The sequence below is a fragment of the Nocardia ignorata NBRC 108230 genome, assembly GCF_001612905.1.
Classification (GTDB): domain Bacteria; phylum Actinomycetota; class Actinomycetes; order Mycobacteriales; family Mycobacteriaceae; genus Nocardia; species Nocardia ignorata.
Genome location: NZ_BDBI01000002.1, coordinates 176,831 through 201,348 on the forward strand (window position 1 = coordinate 176,831; position 24,518 = coordinate 201,348).

The 24,518-nt window shown below is 64.6% G+C and carries 26 protein-coding genes and 2 pseudogenes; 24 read left to right on the plus strand and 4 right to left on the minus strand.

Features of this window, described 5'->3' with window-relative positions; all coding sequences use genetic code 11:
- Positions 1–79 precede the first annotated feature (79 nt).
- The 4 genes from NI2_RS01210 (at position 80) to NI2_RS01225 (ending at position 4,237) form a co-directional block, all read left to right on the plus strand.
- Complete coding sequence (locus NI2_RS01210) at positions 80–901, plus strand: alpha/beta fold hydrolase (RefSeq protein WP_067484846.1); 822 nt, start codon at positions 80–82, stop codon at positions 899–901.
- 345 nt (positions 902–1,246) lie between these two features.
- The gene (locus tag NI2_RS01215; RefSeq protein WP_439264156.1) at positions 1,247–2,242 is read left to right on the plus strand and encodes an alpha/beta hydrolase; all 996 of its coding nucleotides are present in this window, start codon (positions 1,247–1,249) and stop codon (positions 2,240–2,242) included.
- Positions 2,243–2,387: 145 nt separating this feature from the next.
- The gene (gene mshA, locus NI2_RS01220; RefSeq protein WP_084475847.1) at positions 2,388–3,746 is read left to right on the plus strand and encodes a D-inositol-3-phosphate glycosyltransferase; all 1,359 of its coding nucleotides are present in this window, start codon (positions 2,388–2,390) and stop codon (positions 3,744–3,746) included.
- Positions 3,743–4,237 (plus strand): type III secretion system chaperone family protein, encoded by a 495-nt coding sequence (locus NI2_RS01225; protein WP_067484849.1) that lies wholly within the window; start codon positions 3,743–3,745, stop codon positions 4,235–4,237. The genes mshA and NI2_RS01225 overlap by 4 nt, the downstream gene beginning before the upstream one ends.
- A 40-nt stretch (positions 4,238–4,277) precedes the next feature.
- Here the strand turns inward: NI2_RS01225 and NI2_RS01230 are convergent, their stop codons facing one another.
- Positions 4,278–5,453, minus strand: a complete 1,176-nt coding sequence (locus NI2_RS01230; protein ID WP_084475775.1) for a lipase family protein — start codon at positions 5,451–5,453, stop codon at positions 4,278–4,280.
- Between the two features lie 189 nt (positions 5,454–5,642).
- Between NI2_RS01230 and NI2_RS01235 the strand changes: the two genes are divergently transcribed.
- The 7 genes from NI2_RS01235 (at position 5,643) to NI2_RS01265 (ending at position 10,342) form a co-directional block, all read left to right on the plus strand.
- Complete coding sequence (locus tag NI2_RS01235) at positions 5,643–6,548, plus strand: ROK family protein (RefSeq protein WP_067484852.1); 906 nt, start codon at positions 5,643–5,645, stop codon at positions 6,546–6,548.
- Between the two features lie 17 nt (positions 6,549–6,565).
- Positions 6,566–7,303 (plus strand): phosphoglyceromutase, encoded by a 738-nt coding sequence (locus tag NI2_RS01240; RefSeq protein WP_067485849.1) that lies wholly within the window; start codon positions 6,566–6,568, stop codon positions 7,301–7,303.
- Between the two features lie 212 nt (positions 7,304–7,515).
- Positions 7,516–7,836 carry a WXG100 family type VII secretion target gene (locus NI2_RS01245; protein ID WP_067484855.1) on the plus strand — a complete coding sequence of 107 codons (321 nt, stop codon included), beginning with the start codon at positions 7,516–7,518 and terminating at the stop codon, positions 7,834–7,836.
- Positions 7,833–8,132: a WXG100 family type VII secretion target gene (locus NI2_RS01250; protein WP_067484858.1), complete on the plus strand. Its 300-nt coding sequence runs from the start codon at positions 7,833–7,835 to the stop codon at positions 8,130–8,132. The genes NI2_RS01245 and NI2_RS01250 overlap by 4 nt, the downstream gene beginning before the upstream one ends.
- Entirely contained in the window at positions 8,129–9,439 is a 1,311-nt protein-coding gene (locus NI2_RS01255) for a WXG100-like domain-containing protein (protein ID WP_133733858.1), read from the plus strand. The genes NI2_RS01250 and NI2_RS01255 overlap by 4 nt, the downstream gene beginning before the upstream one ends.
- A 13-nt stretch (positions 9,440–9,452) precedes the next feature.
- The gene (locus NI2_RS01260; protein ID WP_067484864.1) at positions 9,453–9,926 is read left to right on the plus strand and encodes a DUF7674 family protein; all 474 of its coding nucleotides are present in this window, start codon (positions 9,453–9,455) and stop codon (positions 9,924–9,926) included.
- The gene (locus tag NI2_RS01265; protein WP_067484867.1) at positions 9,923–10,342 is read left to right on the plus strand and encodes a YbaB/EbfC family nucleoid-associated protein; all 420 of its coding nucleotides are present in this window, start codon (positions 9,923–9,925) and stop codon (positions 10,340–10,342) included. Before NI2_RS01260 ends, NI2_RS01265 begins: the two co-directional genes overlap by 4 nt.
- Positions 10,343–10,426: 84 nt before the next feature.
- Here the strand turns inward: NI2_RS01265 and NI2_RS01270 are convergent.
- Positions 10,427–11,069, minus strand: a pseudogene (locus NI2_RS01270) (transposase family protein).
- 301 nt (positions 11,070–11,370) lie between these two features.
- Here NI2_RS01270 and NI2_RS01275 point away from each other — a divergent pair.
- The 13 genes and pseudogenes from NI2_RS01275 to NI2_RS01330 all read left to right on the plus strand — a co-directional run bounded on the left by NI2_RS01275 (position 11,371) and on the right by NI2_RS01330 (position 23,239).
- Positions 11,371–11,676 carry a hypothetical protein gene (locus NI2_RS01275; RefSeq protein WP_133733857.1) on the plus strand — a complete coding sequence of 102 codons (306 nt, stop codon included), beginning with the start codon at positions 11,371–11,373 and terminating at the stop codon, positions 11,674–11,676.
- 57 nt (positions 11,677–11,733) lie between these two features.
- A complete protein-coding gene (locus NI2_RS01280; protein ID WP_084475776.1) occupies positions 11,734–12,369 on the plus strand; it encodes a DUF3558 domain-containing protein in 636 nt (211 codons plus the stop codon).
- A gap of 351 nt (positions 12,370–12,720) precedes the next feature.
- Positions 12,721–13,008 (plus strand): hypothetical protein, encoded by a 288-nt coding sequence (locus NI2_RS01285; protein WP_133733856.1) that lies wholly within the window; start codon positions 12,721–12,723, stop codon positions 13,006–13,008.
- The gene (locus tag NI2_RS01290) at positions 13,008–15,593 is read left to right on the plus strand and encodes a TPR repeat domain-containing protein (RefSeq protein ID WP_067484879.1); all 2,586 of its coding nucleotides are present in this window, start codon (positions 13,008–13,010) and stop codon (positions 15,591–15,593) included. The genes NI2_RS01285 and NI2_RS01290 overlap by 1 nt, the downstream gene beginning before the upstream one ends.
- A 152-nt stretch (positions 15,594–15,745) precedes the next feature.
- Positions 15,746–16,273: a hypothetical protein gene (locus NI2_RS33460; protein WP_133733855.1), complete on the plus strand. Its 528-nt coding sequence runs from the start codon at positions 15,746–15,748 to the stop codon at positions 16,271–16,273.
- Positions 16,274–16,467: 194 nt separating this feature from the next.
- The gene (locus NI2_RS01295) at positions 16,468–16,833 is read left to right on the plus strand and encodes a hypothetical protein (protein ID WP_133733854.1); all 366 of its coding nucleotides are present in this window, start codon (positions 16,468–16,470) and stop codon (positions 16,831–16,833) included.
- Positions 16,830–17,465 (plus strand): DUF3558 domain-containing protein, encoded by a 636-nt coding sequence (locus tag NI2_RS01300; RefSeq protein WP_084475777.1) that lies wholly within the window; start codon positions 16,830–16,832, stop codon positions 17,463–17,465. The genes NI2_RS01295 and NI2_RS01300 overlap by 4 nt, the downstream gene beginning before the upstream one ends.
- Positions 17,466–17,635: 170 nt before the next feature.
- Positions 17,636–18,733: a hypothetical protein gene (locus NI2_RS01305; RefSeq protein WP_133733853.1), complete on the plus strand. Its 1,098-nt coding sequence runs from the start codon at positions 17,636–17,638 to the stop codon at positions 18,731–18,733.
- Complete coding sequence (locus NI2_RS01310) at positions 18,730–19,434, plus strand: ESX secretion-associated protein EspG (RefSeq protein WP_067484890.1); 705 nt, start codon at positions 18,730–18,732, stop codon at positions 19,432–19,434. The genes NI2_RS01305 and NI2_RS01310 overlap by 4 nt, the downstream gene beginning before the upstream one ends.
- A gap of 182 nt (positions 19,435–19,616) precedes the next feature.
- Complete coding sequence (locus tag NI2_RS01315) at positions 19,617–19,964, plus strand: DoxX family protein (RefSeq protein ID WP_067484893.1); 348 nt, start codon at positions 19,617–19,619, stop codon at positions 19,962–19,964.
- A 15-nt stretch (positions 19,965–19,979) separates the two neighbouring features.
- Positions 19,980–20,732, plus strand: a pseudogene (locus NI2_RS01320) (class I SAM-dependent methyltransferase); the annotation flags it as partial.
- Between the two features lie 582 nt (positions 20,733–21,314).
- Positions 21,315–22,553: a sensor histidine kinase gene (locus tag NI2_RS01325; protein ID WP_067484896.1), complete on the plus strand. Its 1,239-nt coding sequence runs from the start codon at positions 21,315–21,317 to the stop codon at positions 22,551–22,553.
- Positions 22,550–23,239 (plus strand): winged helix-turn-helix domain-containing protein, encoded by a 690-nt coding sequence (locus NI2_RS01330; RefSeq protein WP_067484899.1) that lies wholly within the window; start codon positions 22,550–22,552, stop codon positions 23,237–23,239. The genes NI2_RS01325 and NI2_RS01330 overlap by 4 nt, the downstream gene beginning before the upstream one ends.
- A gap of 48 nt (positions 23,240–23,287) precedes the next feature.
- Here NI2_RS01330 and NI2_RS01335 read toward each other — a convergent pair whose 3' ends face one another.
- Both NI2_RS01335 and NI2_RS01340 read right to left on the minus strand, forming a co-directional pair.
- Complete coding sequence (locus tag NI2_RS01335; RefSeq protein ID WP_067484902.1) at positions 23,288–23,617, minus strand: hypothetical protein; 330 nt, start codon at positions 23,615–23,617, stop codon at positions 23,288–23,290.
- A gap of 64 nt (positions 23,618–23,681) precedes the next feature.
- A complete protein-coding gene (locus tag NI2_RS01340; protein ID WP_067485851.1) occupies positions 23,682–24,491 on the minus strand; it encodes a DUF3109 family protein in 810 nt (269 codons plus the stop codon).
- Positions 24,492–24,518 lie beyond the last annotated feature (27 nt).

The following is a 24,518-nucleotide window of genomic DNA, read 5'->3' on the forward strand; positions in this document are numbered from 1 at the left end:
CCCTCCCTCCGGGCACTCCTTCGTCGCACCCTCCGGTCAGTCCAGAGGCAGGGGACGGGCCGAGAACTACTCTGTCGGCATGGGTATTCGTGATGCTGTCAGCGCCGATGGAACGACGATCGTCTACCGGGTCACCGGCCCGGAGACGGGCAGGCCGCTGGTGCTGCTGCACGGCTGGGCGGGCAACTTGCGCTGCTGGGGCGGCGCCGCCGACGACCTCGCGCAGCGCTACCGGGTGATCGCGGTCGACCTGCGCGGGCACGGCTACTCCGACGACCCCGGCGTGTACGACGACCCGAAGGCCTGGGCCGCCGACGTGGCCGCGGTGCTGGCCGCCGAGGGCATCGACTCCGGCGCCGTGTTGCTCGGCTGGTCCTACGGCGGCATCGTCGCCACCGACTACCTCGCCACCTACGGCACCGGCGCCGTCGCGGCCGCGATCTACACCGGTTCGCTGGCCCACATCGGCCCCGGTGTGCCGGGTGCGGCGACCGGGTCCGCGATGGACAAGGCGATCCCCGGTGTGTTCGAGGAGTCGGCCGGGCGGGCGGTGCGGGCGTTCGCGGTGTTCGGCAATGCGAACACCGGACCGGGTGAGGACAAGGGTGTCGACGCGCAGCGGCTGTTCGGCGGCAGTCTCGCCACCGCGCCCTCGGTGCGCAAGGCGCTGTTCTACCGCACCATCGACAACACCGAAACCCTTCGCGCCCTTGATATCCCGGTGCTGGTGCTGCACGGCACCGCGGATCCGGTTGTGCCCGCCGACAACGGGCGCTACATCGTCGACAACGTGCCGGGCGCGCGCGGTTCGTTCTGGGAGGACGCCCAGCACGGGCTGTTCATCGAGGATCGGGCCCGGTTCGTCGCCGAGGTGAGTGAGTTCGTCGACGCGCTGGACTGAATTGCGGCGTGGCGTCACGGGGCATTATCGGACTGTGCCCGGAACCAATCCGGAAGGTCGATTTTCAGGCTGTAATGGGGTTGATTCCGGCATAGTCGATGTCCGTCGTGAGCGCTTCACATCGAGTCACTCGTCCGCTGTTTCCGCAGCTAGAGCGCTGGTCGTCAAGTAGCATTGCACGGGCGTGATAAGCCCGTGATTGCGATCGTTCCGGTAGCGAACTATCCGCACAGTTGCACGGAAAATCTTCTGGGGATCGTCACAATGATTTCCCGAAAGCGTGTGTAGCGTTCGGATATGTCGTTGAATCACGAATCAGGAACAGGATTCGGCGATCGGAGTTCGATGATGTCTTGTCGGGCGTTGGGGGTTCGGATCGTCCTCGCGGCGCTGGCCGCGATGCTCGCCACCGCAACGGCGGCGGGCCAGGGGATTTCCGAGCCGATCGAGCAGGCACGGATCGACGATCGGCGCGTGGAAGCCGATCAGACCATCGACATCGGCGTGTACTCACCCGCCATGGACAACGTCAACCGGGTGCGGGTGCTGCGCGCCGCCGACCCGTCGAAACCCGCGCCGACGTTGTATCTGCTCAACGGCGTCGGTGGCGGCGCCGACGGCAACTGGCTCGACCGCACCGATGTGGTGTCGTTCTTCCGCGACAAACAGGTGAACGTGGTGATCCCGTTCGGGGGCGCGGGCAGCTATTTCGCCGACTGGCGCAGCGACGACCCGGTGCTGGGCAAGCAGCGCTGGGCGACCTTCCTCACCAAGGAACTGCCGCCCCTGATCGACGCCGAATTCGGGGGCACCGGCGCCAACGCGATCGCCGGGCTCTCGATGGCAGGCACCTCGGTGTTCCAGCTCGCGCTCGCCGAACCCGGCCTCTACCGGGCGATCGGCTCCTACAGCGGGTGCGTGCGCACCAGCGACCTGCGCGGGCAGGCGATCGTGCGCACCGTCGTCGGCAGCCGGATGGGCAACGCGGCCAACATGTGGGGCCCGCCCACCGACCCGGCCTGGTCGGCCCACGACCCGTACCTGCACGCCGAATCCCTGCGCGGCACCGAGGTCTACATCTCCTCCGGCACCGGCCTTCCCGGCCCGTACGACAACCCGGCTGTCCAGCCGGACCCGCTGCAGCTCGCCTACCAGCTGGCCTTCGGGGCCACGCTCGAGGCGGTCACCCACCAGTGCACCCGTCAGCTGCGCGACCGGTTCCAGTCGCTCGGCATCCCGGCCACCGTCAACCTGCGGCCCACCGGCACTCACTCGTGGGGTTACTGGGAGGAGGATCTGCACACCTCGTGGCCGCAGTTCGAGTCCGCGCTCAACCGCTGAATGCGACGGCCGAAAAGCGCTGGCGTGTGCCGCCCGGATCGGGCACGCTCGATGACGATCGGTGCGTGAACTCACTCACCGCACGCCTGTGATGGCCGTCACCGATCCCGGTAGGGATGTTATCGGTGGCGTCGCGGCGTGCACACTGGAAGGTGTGAGTCAGCGACGTCTTGAACTTCGGCCCCGCCGCATCGCGGTGCTGTCGGTGCATACCTCCCCGCTGGCCCAACCCGGCACCGGTGACGCCGGGGGCATGAACGTCTATGTGTTGCAGACCGCGCTCGAACTGGCCGCCAGGGGCACCGAGGTGGAAATTTTCACCCGGGCCACCTCATCGGACCTGCCGCCGGTAGCCGAGGCCGCACCCGGTGTGCTCGTGCGCCACGTCGTCGCCGGACCGTTCGAAGGGCTCGACAAGCACGAACTGCCCACCCAGCTGTGCCCCTTCACCGCCGAGGTGCTGCGCCAGGAGGCTCGGCACCTGCCCGGCCACTACGACCTCGTGCACTCGCACTACTGGCTCTCCGGTCAGGTCGGCTGGCTCGCCCGCGACCGCTGGCGGGTGCCGCTGGTACACACCGCGCACACGCTGGCCGCGGTGAAGAACCTCGCGCTCGCCGAGGGCGACACCCCCGAACCCGAGACGCGGGTGATCGGGGAGAAGCAGGTGATCGCCGAGGCCGACCGGCTGGTCGCCAATACCGCCGACGAAGCCGGTCAGCTGGTGGACCTCTACGGCGCCGACCGCGACCGCATCGATGTGGTCCCCCCGGGCGCCGACCTGGGCCGCTACCGGCCCGGCGACAAACTCGCCGCCCGCGCCGAACTCGGATTGCGCGCCGATGAGCAGGTCGTCGCGTTCGTCGGCCGGATCCAGCCGCTCAAGGCCCCCGATGTGCTGGTCCGCGCGGCCGCCGAGCTGCTGGCCCGCGACCCGCGCCGCGCGCTGCGCGTACTGATCGTCGGCGGACCCTCCGGCACCGGCCTGGCCCGCCCCGACGCCCTGATCGACCTGGCCGCCGACCTCGGCATCGCCGAGCAGGTCACCTTCCTGCCGCCGCAGCCCGCCGACCGCCTCGTGCAGGTGTACCGCGCGGCCGACGTGGTCGCCGTCCCCAGCTACAACGAGTCGTTCGGTCTGGTCGCCATCGAGGCGCAGGCCAGCGGCACGCCCGTGCTCGCCGCCGACGTGGGCGGCCTGGGAACCGCTGTGCGGCACGGTGAATCGGGTCTGCTCGTGCCGAGCCACCGCACCGGCGACTGGGCCGACGCCCTGGCCGCCCTGCTCGACGACCCCGATCGCCTGCGCCGCATGGGCGCCACGGCGGTCGAGCACGCGAGCCGGTTCTCCTGGGCGCACACTGCCGAAGGACTGCTCGACAGTTACGCCGCCGCGATCTCGGGTATGCGCGTGGAACGCAACCCGATCGCCCTGCGCGCGGGTGAGACAAGCCAAGCCAGATCGCGGGCGCTGTGGCGGCGCCGGACAGGAGTACTCAGGTGAGCGCCGTATCGCAGGTGATCGACGAGACGCTGCGCGACCGGGAGATCGAATACACCCGCCACGGTGACGACACCTTCATCGTGGTGCTGCCCGGCGAGCGCAAGCTCAAGACCACCGTGATGCTCACCGTCGGCAAGCACGGTGTGCGGATCGAATCGTTCGTCTGCCGCAAACCCGACGAGAACTTCGAAGGCGTCTACAAGTACCTGCTGCGCCGCAACCGCCGTCTCTACGGCGTGGCCTACACCCTCGACAATGTGGGCGACATCTACCTGGTCGGTCGCATGTCGACCGAGTCGGTGACCGCGGACGAACTCGACCGCGTCTTCGGTCAGGTCCTCGAGGCCGTCGACACCGACTTCAACATGCTGCTAGAGCTGGGCTTCGCGGAATCCATTCGCAAGGAATGGAAGTGGCGCGTCTCGCGCGGGGAATCGCTGAAGAACCTGCGCGCCTTCGAACATCTCATCGACGAGGCCGACAAGGTATGAGAAACGCGGGTGCCGTTGTGCGGCACCCGCGTTCGGGTTCTCAGCAGGTGGTCGGCACCGGTTCGTCACGGAAGCGGGACTCCACGTAGCTCCACGCGTCGACGAAACCGGCCACGGCCGCGGTCATGTGCTCGGCGATGTCGTAGGTCGCCAGCTTCACGGGCGCGCCCGCACCGCACCAGTGCGACACGGTTTCGGCCACCGGGCCGTACGGGGTGAGGGTGTCGTAGCGGCCCTGCCAGATGTAGGTCGGCGCGGTCGGCGCACCCTCGTAGTGCACGATGCTGTTCTCGCGCAGCACACCACGCGCCACCTGGCTCGACAGCAGTTCCTTCGACGCGGCCATCTGCTCGGCGTTGCGGAAGATGCCGTGGAAGAGCAGGAAGCGACGGCAGGCGTCCTTGGTGAACTCGCGGAACCAGAGGCCGGTCTCGTTGAGCTGATCCGACACCGGCACCCGATCCGGGTACTCGCGCTCGATGCCCATGGCGGCCGCGAAGGCCAAGCCGAAGCCGGGGTGCGGTGCGAAACCGAGGGCGTCGGCCATCAGTTCGAGGTCGCTCGGGATACCGCCGGCGACCACCGCGGCCAGCTTCAGCTCGGGCGCGTACTCCGGCTGCAAGGCACCGGCCCACGCGGTGGCCATACCGCCACCGGAGTACCCGGCCAGCGCCACCGGCGAGCCGCCGAGGCCCAGTTCGGTGACCTTCTGCACCGCACGCACGCTGTCGAGGGTCACCATGCCGCTCATCCGTGCCGCACCGTAGGCGACGGTCGGGCCGAGGTAGTCGGGCACCGAAACCGCCCAGCCGCGACCGATCGGCAGCATCGCGCCCGGTGCGTCCTGCAGCTCACCGTTGAACAGCGACTTCGACGGGTTGCACCGGGTGCCGATGGAGTTGATCAGCGCCTGGTAGGAGACCAGCGGCGGGCTCTTCACCCCGATCGGCATGAAGACCGTGGTGACGCCCATGATCGCGTTGCCCGCCGAGTTGGTGGAGCGGAACGCGACCTGCCAGCCCTCGGTGCCGGGGTAGAGCATCGTGTCGATGCGGCGAGTGCGGACCACGTCGCCGGGAGCCAGCTCGGCGATGTCGGCCGGTGCGGTGAAGAACGGGTCAGGATCGGGCGTCGGATACAGCGGGTTCGCAGCCGCGGGAGCGGCGAGGAGGCCTACCGAGAGCAGGCTCAACACCAGTACTACTAATTTCGACACAACTTTCCTTCATCATCAGTAACGCAGCCCAACGGAATCACCCGACCCGGACGAAGTATCCAACGAAAACCGGCGGTGTGGAGCAACCATTAGTCAAAGTGTCCACCGCCACATTTTTGTGAGCGTTCACATCGCCGGCCGGGTCGTGGCTGATCAACCCCGTGTGGGCCGAACAGACAGGAGTGGGCGATGGTTGTCCTCGCGCTCGACATCGGAGCGACGAAATTCGCTGTAGGAGTGGTTGATCCGGACTACACGGTGCATTCGGTGCGGCGCGCGGCCGTGGCCGTCGACGATCCGTGGGCGGTGTGTCGGGAGTTACTGCTCGCTGTGGCGGGGGACAACGAGGTTCGCGCGGTCGGCATCGGGTCGGCCGGGCCCGTCGACGTGCCCGCCGGGGTGACGCGACCGCTGAACTTTCCCCGGTGGCGCGACGGGTTCCCCATCGTCGATCGGGTGCGCTCGGTGTTCTCCGGTGCGGCGGTGCGGTTCGCGATCGACGGCGCGTGCCTCGTGCTCGCCGAACACCGGGTCGGCGGGTTGCGTGGGCTCGACAACGGGTTGGCGTTGACGGTGTCTTCGGGGGTCGGCGGCGGGGTGCTCGCCGACGGGCGGGTGCTGCGGGGGCGAACCGGCAATGCGGGGCACATCGGTCACATCATCGTGCCCGGTGATGAAACGCCCTGTGCCTGTGGTGGTTTCGGTTGCGTTGAAGCGGTTGCCGGTGGGATGTCGACCGTGCGCTGGGCGCGGTCGCAGGGCTGGACCGGTGCGACGGGGATCGAACTCGCGCAGGCCGCCCGCGACGGCGAGCCCGTTGCCGTCGCCGCGATGGCACGGGCCGGGACCGCTCTCGGTCGGGCCGTCTGTTCGGCCGCGGCCCTGCTCGACGTGGACCGCGTGGTGATCGGTGGCGGCTTCGCCGACTCCGGCGAACCGCTGTGGGGACCGTTGCGCGACGCTGTCGACCGGCACGCCGGGCTCGAATTCATCGACGCTCTTCACGTTTCACTCTCCACCCTGCCCGAGGGCGCCACCCTGGTCGGTGCGGGCGTGCTCGCCATCGACGAGGTGGCGTGGGCCGGGCGCGGGTGAAATGCCAGAATGACCTCATGACCTACACCCTCGTGCTGCTGCGCCACGGCGAGAGCGAATGGAATGCCCTCAACTTGTTCACCGGCTGGGTGGATGTGCACCTGACCGACAAGGGCATCGCCGAGGGCAAGCGGGCAGGCGAGCTGCTCGCCGAGCACGACGTGCTGCCCGACATCGTCTACACCTCGCTGCTGCGCCGCGCGATCAGCACCGCCAACAACGCGCTCGACGCGGCCGATCGCCTCTGGATCCCCGTCATCCGCGACTGGCGCCTCAACGAACGCCACTACGGCGACCTGCAGGGCAAGAACAAGGAGCAGGTCCGCGAACAGTACGGCCAGGACCAGTTCATGCTGTGGCGGCGCAGCTACGACACCCCGCCCCCGCCCATCGCCGACGACAACGAGTACAGCCAGGAAGGCGACCCCCGCTACGCGGGCATCGAGGTCCCCAAGACCGAATGCCTCAAAGACGTTGTCGCCCGCATGATCCCGTACTGGGAGAACACCATCTCCAAGGAACTGCTCACCGGCAAAACCGTCCTGGTGGCAGCCCACGGCAACTCCCTGCGCGCCCTGGTGAAGCACCTCGACGGCATCTCCGACGAGGACATCTCCGGCCTCAACATCCCCACCGGCATCCCCCTGCGCTACGAACTCGACGAAAACCTGCGCCCGGTCAAGCCGGCCGAATACCTCGACCCCGAGGCCGCCGCCGCCGGCGCCGCCGCCGTGGCCAACCAGGGCGGGAAGTAGTCGTTCGACGAAGTCGGCCCCGCATCGATGTCCGGTGCGGGTCGCTGTCGTACTCGATCACATCGCCGCAGTCTTAGTCTCGTCGCGGAATAGTGCCCAATGGTTGCTCCGCGATCAGCCCTTGCCTGCCCGTTGCCTGACCCTTTGGCCTCAGTTAGCCTACAAAGCAACAGGGGGGATTCCCTGCGCGCGTTGATCGGGGGAGGACATCGATGTCGAATCAGCTCCACGTCGAGCCATGGCGGCTCCGTGACGCAGCATCGAAGATCGCGACCAAGGCCCAGGTGATCCGAGACAAGGTCACTGCCCTCGATAATACTGTCGGCAAGGAACTGCTGGCCGATGGCTGGATGGGACAGGCCGCGTCCGCCTACGACGAAAGCTGGGTCGAGTGGAAGGCTGGCGCTGACGCGATCGTCGCCGCGCTGGAGGAGTCGAGCTCGAAGCTCGTGTACGCCGCCAACCAGTACGAGATGCAGGACGCTGCGTCGTCCGCCGCTATCGACCGCGCAGGAACGACGCTCAACCTATGAGCCAGGACGACAACAGCTATCGCGTCAACCTGCAACAGCTCGATGACGCGATCACGGCGATGGCCACCTTCGGGTCCGAGGTCGACGCGCACTTGAGCGAGGTGGATACACTCGTCGCTGCCCTGCACCTGGACTGGTCGAGCTCGGCCGCCGAGGCACAGCGTGCGGCCCATGACAAATGGATGGCTGGAGCTGGCGAGATGCGCGAGAACCTCGATGAGCTGCGCGAAGTTGCCAAACGTGCCCATACCAGCTATACCACCGCCACGCAGACAAATCGCGAGATGTGGCCGTGAGTCCGACACCGGCCTTTCCCTGCATTATCTTCCGCTCCACCGACTATGGATCGGCGCGTGATGGTCTCGCGACCATCAGCGGCGAGGTGGGAACGGTGCACACCTCGTTGCTCACGACACTGGCTGGATACGGTGGGATGGCCGGCACCGACAAGGCGGGCTCGGACTGGGGCAAAAAGTACGATGAAGCCGTGTCGGCCGCGCTCGACGCGTCATCCAAGCTGACCACCACCTGTGGGCGAATCGGCAACCTCATCGCCGCCGGCGCACACAATCACGAAGTAGCCGACGCGAACGCCAAGGGCGTACAACCTCCGGCAGCCCCCGCGCCGATTGCCGAGCCCTGCCACACGAGCATCGTGCCAACTTCGGTCGGCGGCACCTCCGATGAACCGTTCGGATGGTGGTTGATCAAGGAAGTCGCCGGTCTGGTTTGGCCGAATGGACACCAAGACCAGTTGCGGGCCGCCAAAGGAGTCTGGTATGCGGCGGCTGACTCGCTCGATACCGCGACTGCCGGGTTCCCGACGGCTGTCGGCTTGCTGAACAATCAGCAGTCCGATGAGATTCCGGCAACCGTCGCAAAATGCTCTACCACATCGAACGATTCCGTCGAAATACAAGCCGCCTATCGACAGATCGGCGACGCGTGCGACGAATACGCTCAGCATCTCGACCAAGCGCACAGTGAGATACGCACCGAAGTGCGCGACATGCTGATCGAATGTGCAGCATGGGAGGTAGGGTTTGCGATCCTCATTCCGTTCACCGGCACTCTCTCTGAGTGGGTTGGCAACTCGGCGCTTGTCGCTCGAATCGCGGTGTATGGCACGCGGATCGCGAAGATCATCGAACGTCTGGGGCTCAAGGCGATCGAAATCGCAAGTCGCATCGGCACCACGGTGGTCACCAAGATCTCATCTCTTGGAACCAAACTTGCCGAGTGGCTACGCAACGCCGCCACGCGGTTCGCTCGTTCCGAGCCGGGCAAACCGGGCGGACTCGGACCAAAGCCCCCAGCCGTCAAACCAACCGTGTCAGACACGAAACTACAGAACATCCTCAACGACCTGTACAAGGGTGCCAACAACGCGAACCGAACAGGTGACGGCACCACCGCCGACGCGGTACGCAATGAGTATCTAACATTGGAGCCTACTGAGGGCAAATGGCATCTGACCAAAGCGATGGAATCTCAGCGAGGCCTCGCGAAGTGGCTGATGGACAAGTCCAACGCCAATTCGCCCGATAGAGCTGTGGCGATCCGCGAAATGCAGAATCTCATGGATGCGCTCGCAGGAAAGTAGGAGGGCAGCACGAGTGACCGAGGAAAACGACAAGATTCTCGAGCAGATCCAGGAATGGGCCCGAGCGCTCGCGCCTGAACAGGCTCGATTCATCAGCGAACTGGCTCGCTTCCACCCGGATATCCAACAGCTAGTAGTACAGCACTATGCGGATTTTGACGAACTCCTACCCACATTGCTGATGGGCGATGTTTCCCGCTGGATCACCGAGGCGGTCGCGAGCAACCGATTGACCCCAGAACAATTGAATGCGTTCTTCGCGTATTTGGAGAGCGAGTGGGGTGATGGACAAAACCCGGTATCGGACCTTCTCGCGGTGTCGTTCGTCGAGAATATCTACGATGAGCCTGCGGTTGTCGCGTTCCTCGGACCCCGACTGGACCGGTACCGGCGGCAGTATGTCGGCCTGGAGGCGGTCCAACCGTCCGATGTTCGTCCTGCACCACCCGCACTGCTGAATCTGTTGAAGAGGTTTCGCCGTTCATGACTGCGCGTTCAGACTGGAACCAAGAAGTCCAACAACAGTTGGAGCACTTACGCGCGGCAAGCGAGCAGCTCACCCGTGATGCCGCGTTGCTCCGGGGCAGCAGTGTGTCGCGGGGTATCACTGTCGAGGTCGACTCCAGCGGCGACATCCTGACGCTGCACATTGCCCCATCGCTGATGCGCGGCGACTCGACCCAGCTTGCCGCGCTGATTCGTGATTGCTACAAAGCGGCTCGCGCCGACGTAGCGGCCAAGTCTCAGCATCTCATTGCTACCGCTGACCCGCATCTGAAAGAGTCGCTGGCTGCGATTGCATCCTTTGGTAAGGCAACCCAAAATCCCATGCCTCGAGCTCTCACTGACGAGGAGATCCAGGCCGCCGACGACGAATACTTCCGGAGTCTGAACGGCTGGTAATCCTCATCCATGATTCCCGCGTTGAGGGTAAGTGATGCCACGTAAGTCTGGATCGGTGATAGTGGCCGGTCCGTCGACCAGGAATCAGTGAGCGTGGGCGAGGTTGGCCAGCCTCGCCACCCCTGCCATCGTGATACCCACCCCGTCGCCACGAAGACGGCAGTCGCGCAGCTCGACACCCGAACAGCGGCGGTGCGGGAGGATCAGACCGGTGCCCTGGTAGCCGCCATCAGCCATCACCACCGCGTTGCGGCACCTATAAGCGGCGCTGGACTCGGTCCAGGCCCGGCAGTCGTTGCGGTTACCCGGCGACGGTTTTCCCAACGCGAGGACGAGTTCGGTGTCAGCCTCGATGACGACCTGGTGGTTAGTCGAGTATCGGTAGTTCTTTATTCGGCGCTGCGACCTTGTGGTCGCGGGTCGGGACCACGGTGCCGTCCACGATCAACACCGCACCACGCGGGAACCCGGCGCGGGGCCGTAGCGCCAACGCCGGTCCCAGACCTCGACCACCCGGGCCGCGGCCGACTTCGGTACCCCGAATACCGCCGCGAGCTGCCGCATCGGGAGGTTGGTCCTACCAGTAGGTGGCCACCAACAGCACCCGGTCCTCGAAACACAACCCCCAGGGCCGGCCTCGTAACGGCCGGTCGACGCCCTCGCGCCGCAATCCGGTGATCAGGCGAGCAAACGTGCGAGGCCGCAGCCTGGAGAACAACTCCACCATCACCGGATCGGACGACGAGAACACCACTGCGGACACGTGACCTCTTGCTGCTCAACGGCTTACGGGACAACGCTAAACAGCTCGATCGAGCTGATTCAGGATCCGCCAGCCGGTGACGTCGCTCGGAACTGATGGAAGCGGCTCTGAATGCGGCAATTCAGTATGCGTATCCAGAGCCGACGCCCGTCCTATCCATCCTGGTCCAGCCGAGGGGTTGTGGGCCTTGTCGGTTCTCGATGGGTGTCCCACTTACGTTGTGGTGGAACTACACTGCGGGCTGACCGTTGGAACGGAGGGATCTGTGGCGATCGCTGGGGATGCTACGGCGCAGTTGTGGAACGCTTCGTCGTCGGGGCAGTTTCGAATGGAGCCGGATGCTGCTCGGGAGGTGGCGTTGTCGTATCTGCGGTTCGCGGGGATGTGTGACGAGTGGGTTAATGACGCCGAGATGCTCCGGACCATCCAAGGGTTCGGGCCGCTGGCGTCAGCGCAACAGTTGCAGACCGGCTTCGCAGAGAAGGCGGTGGGGCTAAGGAAGACCTCGGTCAGCTGGCAACCGCAGCGCAGGGTATGGCGGATGGATACCTCAAGGCTGCTGGAATCCTGAGTGAGGCGGATGAACTCACTGCAACCGCATTGAGCAAACTTCCTGGACAGGCGTGACATGAGATTTCAGACGGTAGCGGGCTGCGCCCTTGTCGTAATTGCAGCCTCGTCATGCGGCTCGGCCACCCACAACGCCGGACTCAATTCTGGCTCGCCGGAAAACTCCACCAGCGCATCGGAGGTGTCGGGGGTACGGCCGACTCTGACGAATCCGAAACTGCAACCGCCGTCGCAGGACAATAAGTACACCAGATCGTCGGGGCGGCCGGAAGTGGTCTTCGACCCCTGTACGTGGATCACCGATGCCGAGGCCGAGTCGATGGGCTTCCGGCCCGAGTCCCGAAGGCGTGGCCCGGACCTTGTCGCGGAGTACACCTTCTTGACCTGTGTGTTCGACAACTCTGGCAACACCGTTGCACTCCACGTCGACTCGGGGAACACGACTTGGGACGAAAATCTGCAGAAGAACGGCGCCTGGTTGTCGGCGACGACCGTGAACGGCCGACAGGCAGGGTTGGTGCGTGGGGAGCCGGGAGGCGAGGACGCCTGCCAGGTGCACATGGTGACAGAGGCCGGTTTCGTGATTGTCGGAACTCTTATCCAGAGCCTTGGAAAGAACAAGGGGCTGGACCCCTGCACCAACATCATGGAAATCGCTTCGGTAGTGGAGAAATCCATCGGTAAGGAGAACTGATCCTGTGCCGGACCGCGAACTGGCAAGCCAGTCGCAACCCGCCCTCTGGATGCTCGCAGCCGACACCAATTGAGTCGTACTCTCGCAGTAGATCGGCAGTTCCGGCATCGCTGAGGATGTGCTCGACATGTGGCATGGGGCTCTTGCTTGGCCAGCGATATCGACAGCATTGCCTGCGGGTGGCCCGAGATGACGCAGGGGAGTGCATGTTCCGGCATCGAAGCCACCGGCACCGACAGCGGAAGTCTGGACAACCGCGGTCAGGCCTGCGTGTAAAGTCGGTCGGCCGATGTTTCCGGATTGTTCATCGATGGGGGATTGCGTCCAGTGCTACAGGTCGACATAGACGAGTTGAGGAAGCTCGCCACAACGGTCACTTCGGTAGGCGAGGAGATCGACAAGATCGATGTCCGCACCAACGGTGACAAGATCGGTGAGGCCTTCCCTGGTATCGAGATCGGCGCAGCGTGCGCGAAGGCAGGCGAGTACTCCGAGGGTGCATGGCTGAGGATCGCTCAGCGGATGCGCCAGTTGGCCGGTATCGTCAATCAGTGCGCTGACAACGTCCAGACCAGCGACCAGGAATTCAAGAACCGCCTCGAGCAGATGGACTTCTTCGCCACCGGGAGCGTCGTCTGATGGTGACCCGTGCGAACGTCGAGGCGTGGAAACCGGAGAAGCTGTCGGAGTGGGCGCAAGAGCTGGAAGACGACACCACCGCCTACGAAACCCAGCTGGGTTCCATGATCACCCACTTCCAGGGAACCACCTGGCAGGGTGCGGCCTATTCGGCCGCCTACGACCGCTTCTATGAGGAGAACGACCAGGGTCGGCGGCTGTCCATCGAGATTCGGGACATCGCTACAGCACTCCGTGGCGCCGATTCACGACTCGCCAACGAACGCAGGGTGTTGCTCAGCCGCGTCACCGAAGCGGAAACCGATGCCGATTGCCCTGTAGGCCTCACAGTCGATGACAGTTGGAAGGTGTCGGCCAAGCCGTATACCGAATCCGATTACACCGACGAGCAAAAGAAGAAGATCAAGGACCGGATCACTCACCACCAGGGCCTGATCGATTCCGCGAAGACGAGTCTGCTGACCGCGGCTACCGAAGCGACCACCGCGATCAACACCGCCTCGGACGAGGTGCGCGTCCGAGGCGACCAACTCGGCAACGGACTGGACGTGCCGACTCCGACGGCAGTCGATGTGGCGGCGCTCGGCCGCCAAGATGGCGAGACCATCGCCGACGGCAAACTGTCCGACGAAGAGATCGCCCAGATCAGCGCCCGCCTCGGCCAAGCCGGGCTCACACCCGAACAACTCCAGGCGCTGGCGAACGGAGAGGAAGTCACGGTCCCGCAGTCGACCATGGACTACCTGAACAACCTCTACGACAAGGCTGGTCGCGACGGCCTGATCGATCTGGCCGACCGCCTCGTGATCGACGGTTCCCCCGAATCACTCGAACTCCGCGAGAACCTTGCCAACGGGTTGCTCACTCTGTCCAACGAGGACATCGTTACCCGCGCCGCCAACGGGGAGGTCGCCGACCGTGGTGGTTGGAACCAGCTTCACCCCGAAGTCCGCGAACTCATCGGCACTCGGCCAGGTCTAAATGGCAGCCCAGACGGCAACACTCGCGATCTCCCCGACGACTACCGCTCGAACTTCGGTCCCAACATGGATAGGTGGGCCGGTGTCCAGGCGTACACCAAGGACATGCGCGGATTTGGACAGTTCCTCGCGGCCTCCGACCAGTCCTACATTCCGGGTGAACGGTTCGGCGTCGAACTCGATCGGCAGGCCGCCAATCAGGCGTGGATTCTCGACAACGGCGGATACCAGGCCTACACGGGAGATAACAACGAACCAGAATGGCTGGCACGAACGGAGCACAGCGCCAACGATCTGCTGTCCGTAGGATCTCGCAACAATGACTCCAGCTACGCGCTGCTGACAGGCAACGGCAGCGAGGAACTCTTCGGTAAAGACGTCCCCGGCCAAAGCTACGAAAAGTACGACCCCCAGGTTGTCCGAGGAATCTTCCAGCACGACTGGGCAGACAATGGAACTGCGGCCGGTCAGATGGTCAGCTGGATCGGCACCGAATCCCACGAAGTGGGCGCCGACGGCAAACCGACGACCGACGCCCTCCAGGCCCGCGAGGCGCTTACCCGCCTGCCTGAGCTGCTGACACCGCGCGAAGAGGTGGACGACCCTAACGACGACAAACCCGATCGCCATCGATCCGGTGGGATCGATGTGGAGGAGTTCAACAAGATCGAGATGGGCTTCGTGAACAACCCCGAACTCGCCCGAGGGCTGTCGGTTGCCATGGGGTCAAATCTCGAGTCATGGGACAACCATCTGGTTCCTGGAACAGCCTATCTGCCCGAGCACGGCGAGGCACAGCTAGCTGTGACCGATGCAAATCGCCTGTTGTATTTGGCGAGCCAATCCGAGGGTGGCAGGCTAACTCTAGAGATGGCGCGAACGGCGCATGAAGCAGACATCCTGAACGCGGCTTTCACGCAACAGGAGATGCCGCCCAGCAAGTACCTAGAGCAACATCTCAGTGACCTCGCTACGCTGGACGGCCGCATCTCGAATGCGGCAGCCAATGCACTAACCTTCCAGGATCAGTACACGGTCAACGAATACAACGACGCCCAGCAGAATATTTATGACAACAAGAAGGCTGCGGCGAAACTTGTCGATCAGATCCTTATGGGAAGTGTCGACGTGGGTCTGGACTATACAAAAGGTCTTACGCAGGACAGTTACGGGCTGGGTGCCGCCACCGGAGTGGAGGGGGGGAAGAAAGTCACAGCTATGCTCGGTGAGGGTCTCATCGAGGGAGCGATCATGAGTTATGTTGATGAGCCCGAGAAGCTGTCGGTCGAGTATCCGGATGGTGCCACGATGAATGCTTTGGCGGTGAATGAATTTCAGCAGAAAATTTTGAACTATCAATTCGAACGCGGAGAGCTCAACAATATGAATCTGATAGATCCGCAGACCGGTCGTCCGATCAATCTCAATGAGAATGTTCCGGAAGAAACGCAGCGTCAACTGAAGACTTACATGCTATCGCATGGATTTCAGCCCCTGGTTGAAAGCTACACGACAAAATATGGATTGACGACTTTGTCCGGCACGGGATTGGGTGCTTCAAGCCTTTCGGTAATCCGGACCGGAATCGAAATGGCCAGTAAGTGATTTTGATGGGAATCCAGTCCAAAGCGTCGGGTTTCGTGCTCATTACTGCAGCGGTAATGTTGTCCTCGTCGTGTGTCACGACTCCGGCGAGGGAACTATCGGATGATACCACCACCTCGTCGGTGACTAGCTCGCCATTTCCGTTCCCTCCTGTGAAAACCGAATGGAATGCCGCTGTCCCGCTGACCTCGCAACAGCAGGCGGCTGCTGATGCTGCATTAAGGATGACAATTCTGGTCGGTGATTGGCGACCCATATCCGATCCAACTATCCCGCTTGAGATCCTCAGGCTCGTCAGTCCCGATCAGAAGCCTGTATTCATGCCTATAGGGACGGTCGCGGAGACCGGCGGCGAAACCTATCGTGTGGTCGCTGTAAGGGAGATATCACCATCTCGATGGGATTTTGATGTTTGCAGATACGACACGCCGGGGGTGTACAGTATGTCGACAACTGGTCAGCTGCAATTGAGTACGCCCCACATCGTCTACGCGGCTGACTCGCTTACTGTTTCACTGACAACGGAGCCGAATGGCGCCGGAGAGACGTCGGATAGTCCGCGCTTCCTTGTGGTCGATTCCCAGCCGATCATCAACGATATGGCTCGTCAAACCTGTGAGCCGTATCGACCCGAGCCATACATCCAACAGCCACCCGAGCCCGTTTCTTCCGGGAAATAGGCCAAGCGATCCTTCGTCCGAGTAAGCGGGCCAGTTGCGGCTAGCTCACGACTCGTGGTCTAGTGCGGACGGAATCGCGGCAGGGGAGAACGGCCAGGCGACCGAGGTCAGTCAGTCACACGAAGCCAGGGATTCTCGGTCGTGCAGTGGGGCGCTACACTGCGTGCTGACGAGAGCAGACGTGGGGAGGGTCAGTGGCTATCGGAGGGGAAGCTGCGACGCAGTTGTGGAACGCTGCGTCGTCGGGTCAGTTGCGGATGGAGCCGGACGCTGCTCGGGAGGTGGCTCAGGGCTATCTACGGTTCGCGGTGATGTGCGATGGGTGGGTCAAGGATGCGGTCCATCTGAAGTCCATCCACGGGTTCGGATCGCTGGACTCAGCTGAGCAGCTGCAGTCTGGGTTTGTGAAGAAGGCGGAATCGGCCGAGCAGGTTCTGAAACAGATGGCAACAGCGGCTCGCAAGATGGCCGACGGATATCTGCAGGCAGCGGGGATCTTGAGTGAAGTAGATCAGCTCAAAGCCGATGCATTCAAAGCCCTTGCGGTAGGAGCGGAATGAGACGAGTAGCTGTTGCCTGTTGCGTCGTGTTGACTGCGTTGATCGCAGCGTGTGGGTCATCGACGAACCCCGACACACCGAATGTGGCGGGGGAGATGACGTCTGTCGAAGAACCATCGGCCTCGCCTGCTCGTCCGACGTTGACAGCCTCGAAGTTGCAGCCGCCGCCCCAAGACAACAAGTACACACAATCAACAGGGCGACCGAAGGTGGTCTTCGACCCCTGCACATGGATCGGCGCTGCCGACATCGAGTCTGTCGGTTTCAAGTCCTCATCTCGCGAACGAGGGCCGGACCTCGTAGCGGAGTACACGTTCTTGACCTGCAGTTTCGAGAATTCTGACCATACGATCGCCTTGGGTGTGGACTCGGGAAATATCACTTGGGCCGAGAACCTGGAGAAGAACGGCAGCTGGTTGCAGCCAACGACGGTCAACGGCCGAAGGGCTGGCACCGGTACCGGAGCTCCGGGAACCGAAGACGAGTGTCACGTTCAAATGGAAACCAAGGTCGGAACGGTTCTGCTGTGGACCTACGTGCAAAGCTTGGGGGTTGGCAAGAACCTCTACCCCTGCGCGAACATCATGGAAATCGCTTCGGTAGTGGAGAAATCCATCGGTAAGGAGAACTGACAGTGGCTGTTTCGGCGGGTGGGACGCAACAGCAGCAGGGGGCTGAGCAGCAGCAACAATCGCTGAGCCATGGGGGCGTGGATCCTAAGTACATCGTCGATTTCGAAGTGTACGAAAATCTTTCGCACCAAGAGATCTTCAACGGTGTGCAAGCGATGCAGCCTGGGACGATGCAGCAATTCGGCGACAAATGGGTGTCGATGTTCGTGGAGATCTCGGGTGCGGTGACCGGATTGATGATTCAAACGGCTCGTGCCACATCGAGTTTGGAGGGGGCGTTCGCTTCGGCGGGGGAAGCGGCGGGGCGGCGGTTCATCACCGAGGCCACTGATGTTTACACGGTGCTTTCGGTAGTGGGGCATCGAGTGAAGGCTGCCGCCTACGGTGCGGAAGCGGTGAAGGTTGCTGTGCCGCCACCGGTTTCGGCGGAGGCTGGGGCGGGTGTCGGGTCGTCTGTTCCCGCGACGCTGACCGAGCTGGCGGTCCCCGGTGAGGCGGGAACCGTGGAGCGCGAGAAGGAAGATCGACGCTTGCAGGCGATCGCGGCGATGAATTCGACCTACAAACCGACCTACGGTCCGGCAGGTGAGTCGGTGCCGACCTTCGTCGCGCCCAGCCAACCGGGTGGTGGCGTCAATGATCCGGGCTCAGGGGGCGGCGGGTCGAACAGTGGAGGTGCCGGTGGTAGCGGCACTGAGACCGGCGAGGCGGGCGACACCGCGACGACCGAGGAGACCGAGCAGCCCGGTACGACCACCGAGGACGAATCGTCGAGCGCGGGCACGGAGGACAGCAGCGGCACCGAGAATTCCGAGGATCAGAACAGCACCACCGACCCGGCAAGCACCGATCCTTCGTCGACCACGCCTTCCACGACGACACCTGGCACCGGTACGCCAGGGACCGGTTCACCGGGAGGTAGTTCGCCGGGTGGTGGTTCCCCTGGTGGCTCGACTCCCGGCAGCGGCACACCGGCTCCGGGAGGTTCCCTGGCCGGGCGCGCCCCGGTGGCGGCGGGCCAAAACCCTGGCGCCGCAGGTTCTTCGGGTGCCGCGGGATCCAGTGGGCGCGGGATGAGTCCGGGAATGATGGGTGCGCCGGGCGCGCGTGGGGGCGGTAAGGACGACGAGGACGAGCACAAAGCGCCCGACTACCTGCGTGGTGTTCAACCCGAACTGCTGGGTGACGAGCAGCATGCGGTGCCCCAGGCCATCGGTGCCGACGCCCCGGCGACCCGCCTGCCGGAACAGGAGTCCGGAAACGCATGAGCTGGATGTTCACCCCTGACGAATTCGCGCAGGTGTGGTTGCGGGAGACGGGCGACGATCGTTATCCGTTCCCGCTCACCGTGTACTCGGCCGCCGCGACGGAAAGCGCGTATGAGCAGCTTGCCGCGGCCGCCGCGCAACGCTGGCCCGCTGGTGCTGATCTGGACCTGAGTGCGGTACTCCGGCACGCCGCGCGGCCCGAGACGGCACTGGCGCTCTTCAGCGAAACCGGCCCACGACTGCGCGCTTACGGTGCGCGGACGGGAGACCGAGGGGTCGTGATTCGCCAATACGAGGATCACAGCGTCGAGGTGTTCTCCGGCAGTGCGGGTCTGGTCAACCGTGCGTTCGCCGCTTTCCTCGGCGACCAGCCCGCTGGACAGGTCGGCCATCTGGTCGAGGATGTCGACCGGCTGGCCACACATTTCGAATCCTGGCAGCGGCCGCAGGATTCGGTCGCCGCCCGCATGCATCGGCTCACCGAGGCGAAACGGGCGGCGGGAGGCCGGATCGAAATCAGAACCGGATTGCAGTCCACCCGGCCTGGTCCGACCTCGTACCTCATCTGGCTCGATGTGTGCGATGACGGCCGTTATCTCTCTTACCGCCGGTACCAGGACCTGCACATCGAACCGGCCGGCAAGCAGCGTGTGATCGACGCGATCGAGGCTGCTGCCTCGATCGGTGTGCATACCGGCTGAGGCAGGGCGGAAATATCGTCGGCCGCCGAATCCCGATCGTCACTCAGTGACAACGCTGTGAAGTCTCGGAGCAACCGCAACTGTGCGTCTTGCCTGCGCTTCAGGTGATGTCACACTGCCTGTGGCTGTGTCGTCGACTCTGTGAACGCCGCGAAAAGCGCGGCAGGGCAAGGAGTCGAGTCATGGAAACTGCCTACGTCGTCGTTACCGTTGTTGCCGCCTTGTGGGTCGGGTTCTCGGCGTTCTCGTTGTTGCGGCGGGCTGCGTTTGTCGTCGATCCGCTGGTGGACTACGGGGTGCCGGAGAGTTGGTGGATGCCGTTGGGGGTGGCGAAGGCGGCGGGGGCGATCGGGTTGTTGGTGGGCCTGTGGGTGCCGGTGGTCGGGGTGGTTGCGGCTCTTGGGCTGATCCTTTATTTCGCCGGTGCGGTGGTGACGGTGTTGCGGGCGCGGTCGTACAAGACGGTGGCGTTTCCGGTGTTGTATCTGGTGCCTGTCGCGGTGGCGTTGGGGCTCGGGTTCGCTGCCTGACCTGGCAGGGTGAGGATCATGCGGACGTTCGAGGAGTTGATCGAGGAAGCGGACTCGGTGTCGGTGGCCGGGTGGGACTTCTCGTGGCTCGAGGGCCGGGCGAGCGAGGAACGTCCGTCCTGGGGGTATCAGCGGTTGCTCGGTGCTCGGCTGCCGACCGTGACCGCCGCGTTGGATATCCAGACCGGCGGTGGCGAAGTGCTGGCCGGGGTCGACCGGTTTCCGTCGACCATGGTCGCCACCGAATCGTGGCCGCCGAACGTCGCCGCGGCCACCGCGCTGCTCCACCCGCGGGGCGTCGTCGTTGTCGCCGCACCGGACGGGCCGCCACTTCCGTTCGCCGACAACGCTTTCGATCTGGTCACCGCGCGCCATCCGGCCACCGTGTGGTGGGACGAGATCGCCCGCGTGCTGCGACCCGGTGGCACCTACCTGGCTCAGCACGTCGGGCCAGCGAGTGTGTTCGAACTGGTCGAATACTTCCTCGGGCCACAACCGCAGGCCCGTCGGGCGCGCCATCCCGATGACGAAGCCGCCACCGCCCGCGCGGCCGGACTGCGGATCGTCGACCAGCGCACCGAACGTCTCCGCATGGAATTCGGCGACATCGGCGCCGTCGTCTACTTCCTGCGCAAAGTGATCTGGATGGTCCCCGGCTTCACGGTCGAGACCTACCGCGACCAGCTACGTGAGCTGCACGAAAAGATCCAGCGAGAAGGCCCCTTCATCGCACACTCCACCCGCACCCTGATCGAGGCGACCAAACCATCGACTCAGGGGGTTCGGGCTGCGGAGGTTCTCGAGGAACTGCGACAACTGGGCCCGGATACCACCGGGCAGGAGAACGAGTTGCGGCGGTCTCTCATAGAGACGACGGACGACCTGCCGTGGTAGCGGCGCAACTATTCGAACCGATCGTGATCGACAGTGCGGTCGCAGAAGATGGGCGTCGCTTGCCCGCCCATGCTCAACGAGGGTCCGCAACGTCACAGCGAACTTCTCGAGGGGTCGGTGGTATCAGCCGGAAGTCGGTGACTCGAACGTTGCGGCGGATGGAACGGGCAACACCCATATGCAGCCGTCCGTATGCCGAAGCCTCGAGTGCCAACTGACCGACGCGGGTCGCGATCTGCTCGTCCCGATTCATGCGCTCGGTGCATGGGTCGACGCGCACGGGGCCGAGGTGAGCGCCGCGCTGTACGGCGGAACCGACGTCTGACACGCCCGGCGGCTCACTGGGTGCCCGCTGGGTGAACGGCGGACGAACACCACCCCAAGTGCCCGTGACCTGCGCGAAACTTCACCCCACCCCGCGCCGGGAAGTCGGTGTGCACTCGTACGATCAATAACGTGAGCGTTCCGCAGGCCGTGCTGTTGGCAGTCCTCGCGGCTGTCGTCGGACTGGCAGTCGGGGGCCTGCTGATCCCTTACGTCAATGCCAGGCAGGCGGCACGGACCCAGGAGGACACCGGGCTCACCATGTCGCAGGTGCTCGACCTCATCGTGCTCGCCTCCGAGAGCGGCATCGCCGTGGTCGACGAATACCGCGACGTGGTGCTGGTGAACCCGCGTGCCGAGGAACTCGGCCTGGTCCGCAACCGGCTCCTCGACGAACGCGCCTGGTCGGCGGTCGAGAAGGTCCTCGCCACCGGTGAATCCGCCGAGTTCGACCTCACCGCGAAGAACCCGTTACCCGGTCGCGGCCGCATCGCGGTGCGCGGCATCGCACGCAAGCTCTCGCGCGAGGAGACCAGTTTCGTCGTGCTGTTCGCCGACGACGACTCCGAACAGGCGCGCATGGAGGCGACCAGGCGCGATTTCGTCGCCAACGTCAGCCACGAACTCAAGACGCCGGTCGGTGCGATGAGCCTGCTCGCCGAGGCCATGCTCGAATCCGCCGACGACCCGGACGCGGTCCGGCACTTCGGTTCCCGCGTGCTCGCCGAATCCCGGCGCCTCGGGAAGATGGTCACCGAACTGATCGCGCTGTCGCGGTTGCAGGGGGCGGAGAAACTGCCCGACCTGGCCGTTGTCGATGTCGACACCGTGGTGCAGCAGGCCGTCGACCGCTCGCGCACCGCCGCCGAAGCCGCGGGCATCACCGTCAGCACCGATCGGCCGAGCGGGCTGGAAGTGCTCGGCGACGAAACGCTGCTGGTCACCGCGCTGTCGAACCTGGTGGAGAACGCCATCGCGTACTCGCCGCAGGGTTCGCACGTGTCGGTGAGCCGGTCGCTGCGCGGCGATCACGTCGCGATGGCCGTCACCGACCGTGGCATCGGCATCGCGAAAGAAGACCAGGAACGGGTGTTCGAGCGGTTCTTCCGCTCCGACAAGGCCCGCTCCCGCTCGACCGGCGGTACCGGGCTCGGCCTGGCCATCGTCAAACACGTGGCGGCCAACCACAACGGTGAGATCACCCTGTGGAGCAAACTTGGCACCGGCTCGACGTTCACCCTGCGCATCCCCGCCCATCTGGAAACCGATGGGGACGAGGACGCGGGGCAGACGCCCGAGCTCGCCACGAGAGAAACCATCGCCCAGCGCAATCCCGCTGGACGAACGAACGGTGTGGAGGCACGCAGATGACGAGTGTGTTGATCGTCGAAGACGAGGAGTCGCTGGCCGATCCGCTGGCGTTCCTGCTGCGCAAGGAAGGCTTCGACGTCACCATCGCCGGTGACGGGCCCTCCGCGCTGGCCGAATTCGACCGCTCCGGCGCCGATATCGTCCTGCTCGACCTCATGCTCCCCGGCATGAGCGGCACCGACGTGTGCAAACAGCTGCGGACCCGCAGCGGCGTGCCGGTCATCATGGTGACCGCGCGTGACAGCGAGATCGACAAGGTGGTCGGGCTCGAGCTCGGCGCCGACGACTACGTCACCAAGCCGTACTCGGCGCGCGAGCTCATCGCCCGCATTCGCGCCGTGCTGCGGCGTGGAGCCGGGGACGAGCTGGACTCCGGTAGTGAGAACGGTGTGCTCGAGGCCGGGCCGGTGCGGATGGATGTGGACCGGCACACGGTGCACGTCAACGGCGGACAGGTCACGCTGCCGCTCAAGGAGTTCGACCTGCTCGAATACCTGCTGCGCAACTCGGGCCGCGTGCTGACCCGTGGGCAGCTGATCGACCGAGTGTGGGGCGCGGACTACGTGGGCGACACGAAGACCCTCGACGTGCACGTCAAGCGCTTGCGCTCGAAGATCGAGGCGGACCCGGCGAAGCCGGAACATCTGGTGACCGTGCGCGGGCTGGGCTACAAACTCGAGGCCTGACCGACGAGAACCCGGCATCCGAGGCGATGCCGGGTTTTGTCGTGCGTGTCAGATGGCGCTCCACACGACGCCGAGCGGCGTGTCCATCTTCTTCAGGGGCACCCAGCCGTAGGCGTCTTCCTGCATGCAGTCGTAGATCTCCACGTCGGCGCCGTTGCCACGGCAGGCGATGGTGGTCGAGGTGCCCTGGGTGCTGGCGATGATGTACTTGCCGTTCTTCGCCGCGTCGATGGCCGCGGGGTCGGTGTAGCTCACGAAGCTCGAGGTGAAATCGGCGTACTCGGCCGGGTCACCGTTGGGCTCGGCGTGGGCGAGGCCGGTCATGGTCAGGGTGGCGCCGAGCGTCAGGGTCGCGAGGTAGAGCGCTTTCTTGGACATGAGCAGCGATCCAACTCGACCTCGATGACGCGGCGATTGCGGGCAGGTGAACCGGACCCCCGGCTCAGGCGGGATGCGTGCCGTGGAGGCGTTCGGCTTCCACCGTGGCGGGGTGCACGGCGATCAGGCCGAGGCCCTCGCGGCGACGGCACAGCTTGGCCAGTTCCTCGTAGGCGGGAGCGCCGAGGAGTTCGCGCAGTTCGGGGGCGTAGGACTGCCAGACCGGTTTCGCGCCGACGTGGGCGTCGGGGGAGCCGGTGCAGTACCAGTCGAGATCGAGGCCGCCGGGACCCCAGCCGCGGCGGTCGTACTCGGTGACGACGGTGCGCAGGATCTGCTCGCCGTCGGGGCGCTCCACCCAGTCCTGGGTGCGCCGGATCGGCAGCTGCCAGCACACGTCCGGCTTCACCTCGAGCGGTTCGATGCCCTTGCGCACGGCCATGATGTGCAGCGCGCAGCCGGCGCCCGCGGCGAAACCGGGGCGGTTGAGGAAGATGCAGGCACCGTCGAAGCGGCGGGTGCGCAGGGCGGGTTCGTCTTCGAGTTCGTCGAGCTCGAGGTAACCCTTCTTGACGACCTTGCCCTTCTCGGTGGCCTCGCCCATCAGCTGCCAATCCTGCGGTGTGAGCTGTTTCACAGCACTCGCGAGTCGCTTGCGGTCGTCCTTGTCGGCGAGGAACGCGCCGTGCGAACAGCACCCGTCGTCGGGACGATCGGCGATGATCCCCTGGCAGGCGGGGGTGCCGAACACGCACGACCAGCGCGACAGCAGCCACGTGAGGTCGGCGACGATCTGGTGCTCGTCGTTTGCTGGGTCGGTGAACTCGATCCACTCGCGCGGGAAATCCAGCTCGACTTCCGGGGCCGGATCGATCTTCCGCCCAGGTCGGAGCCCGGTCTG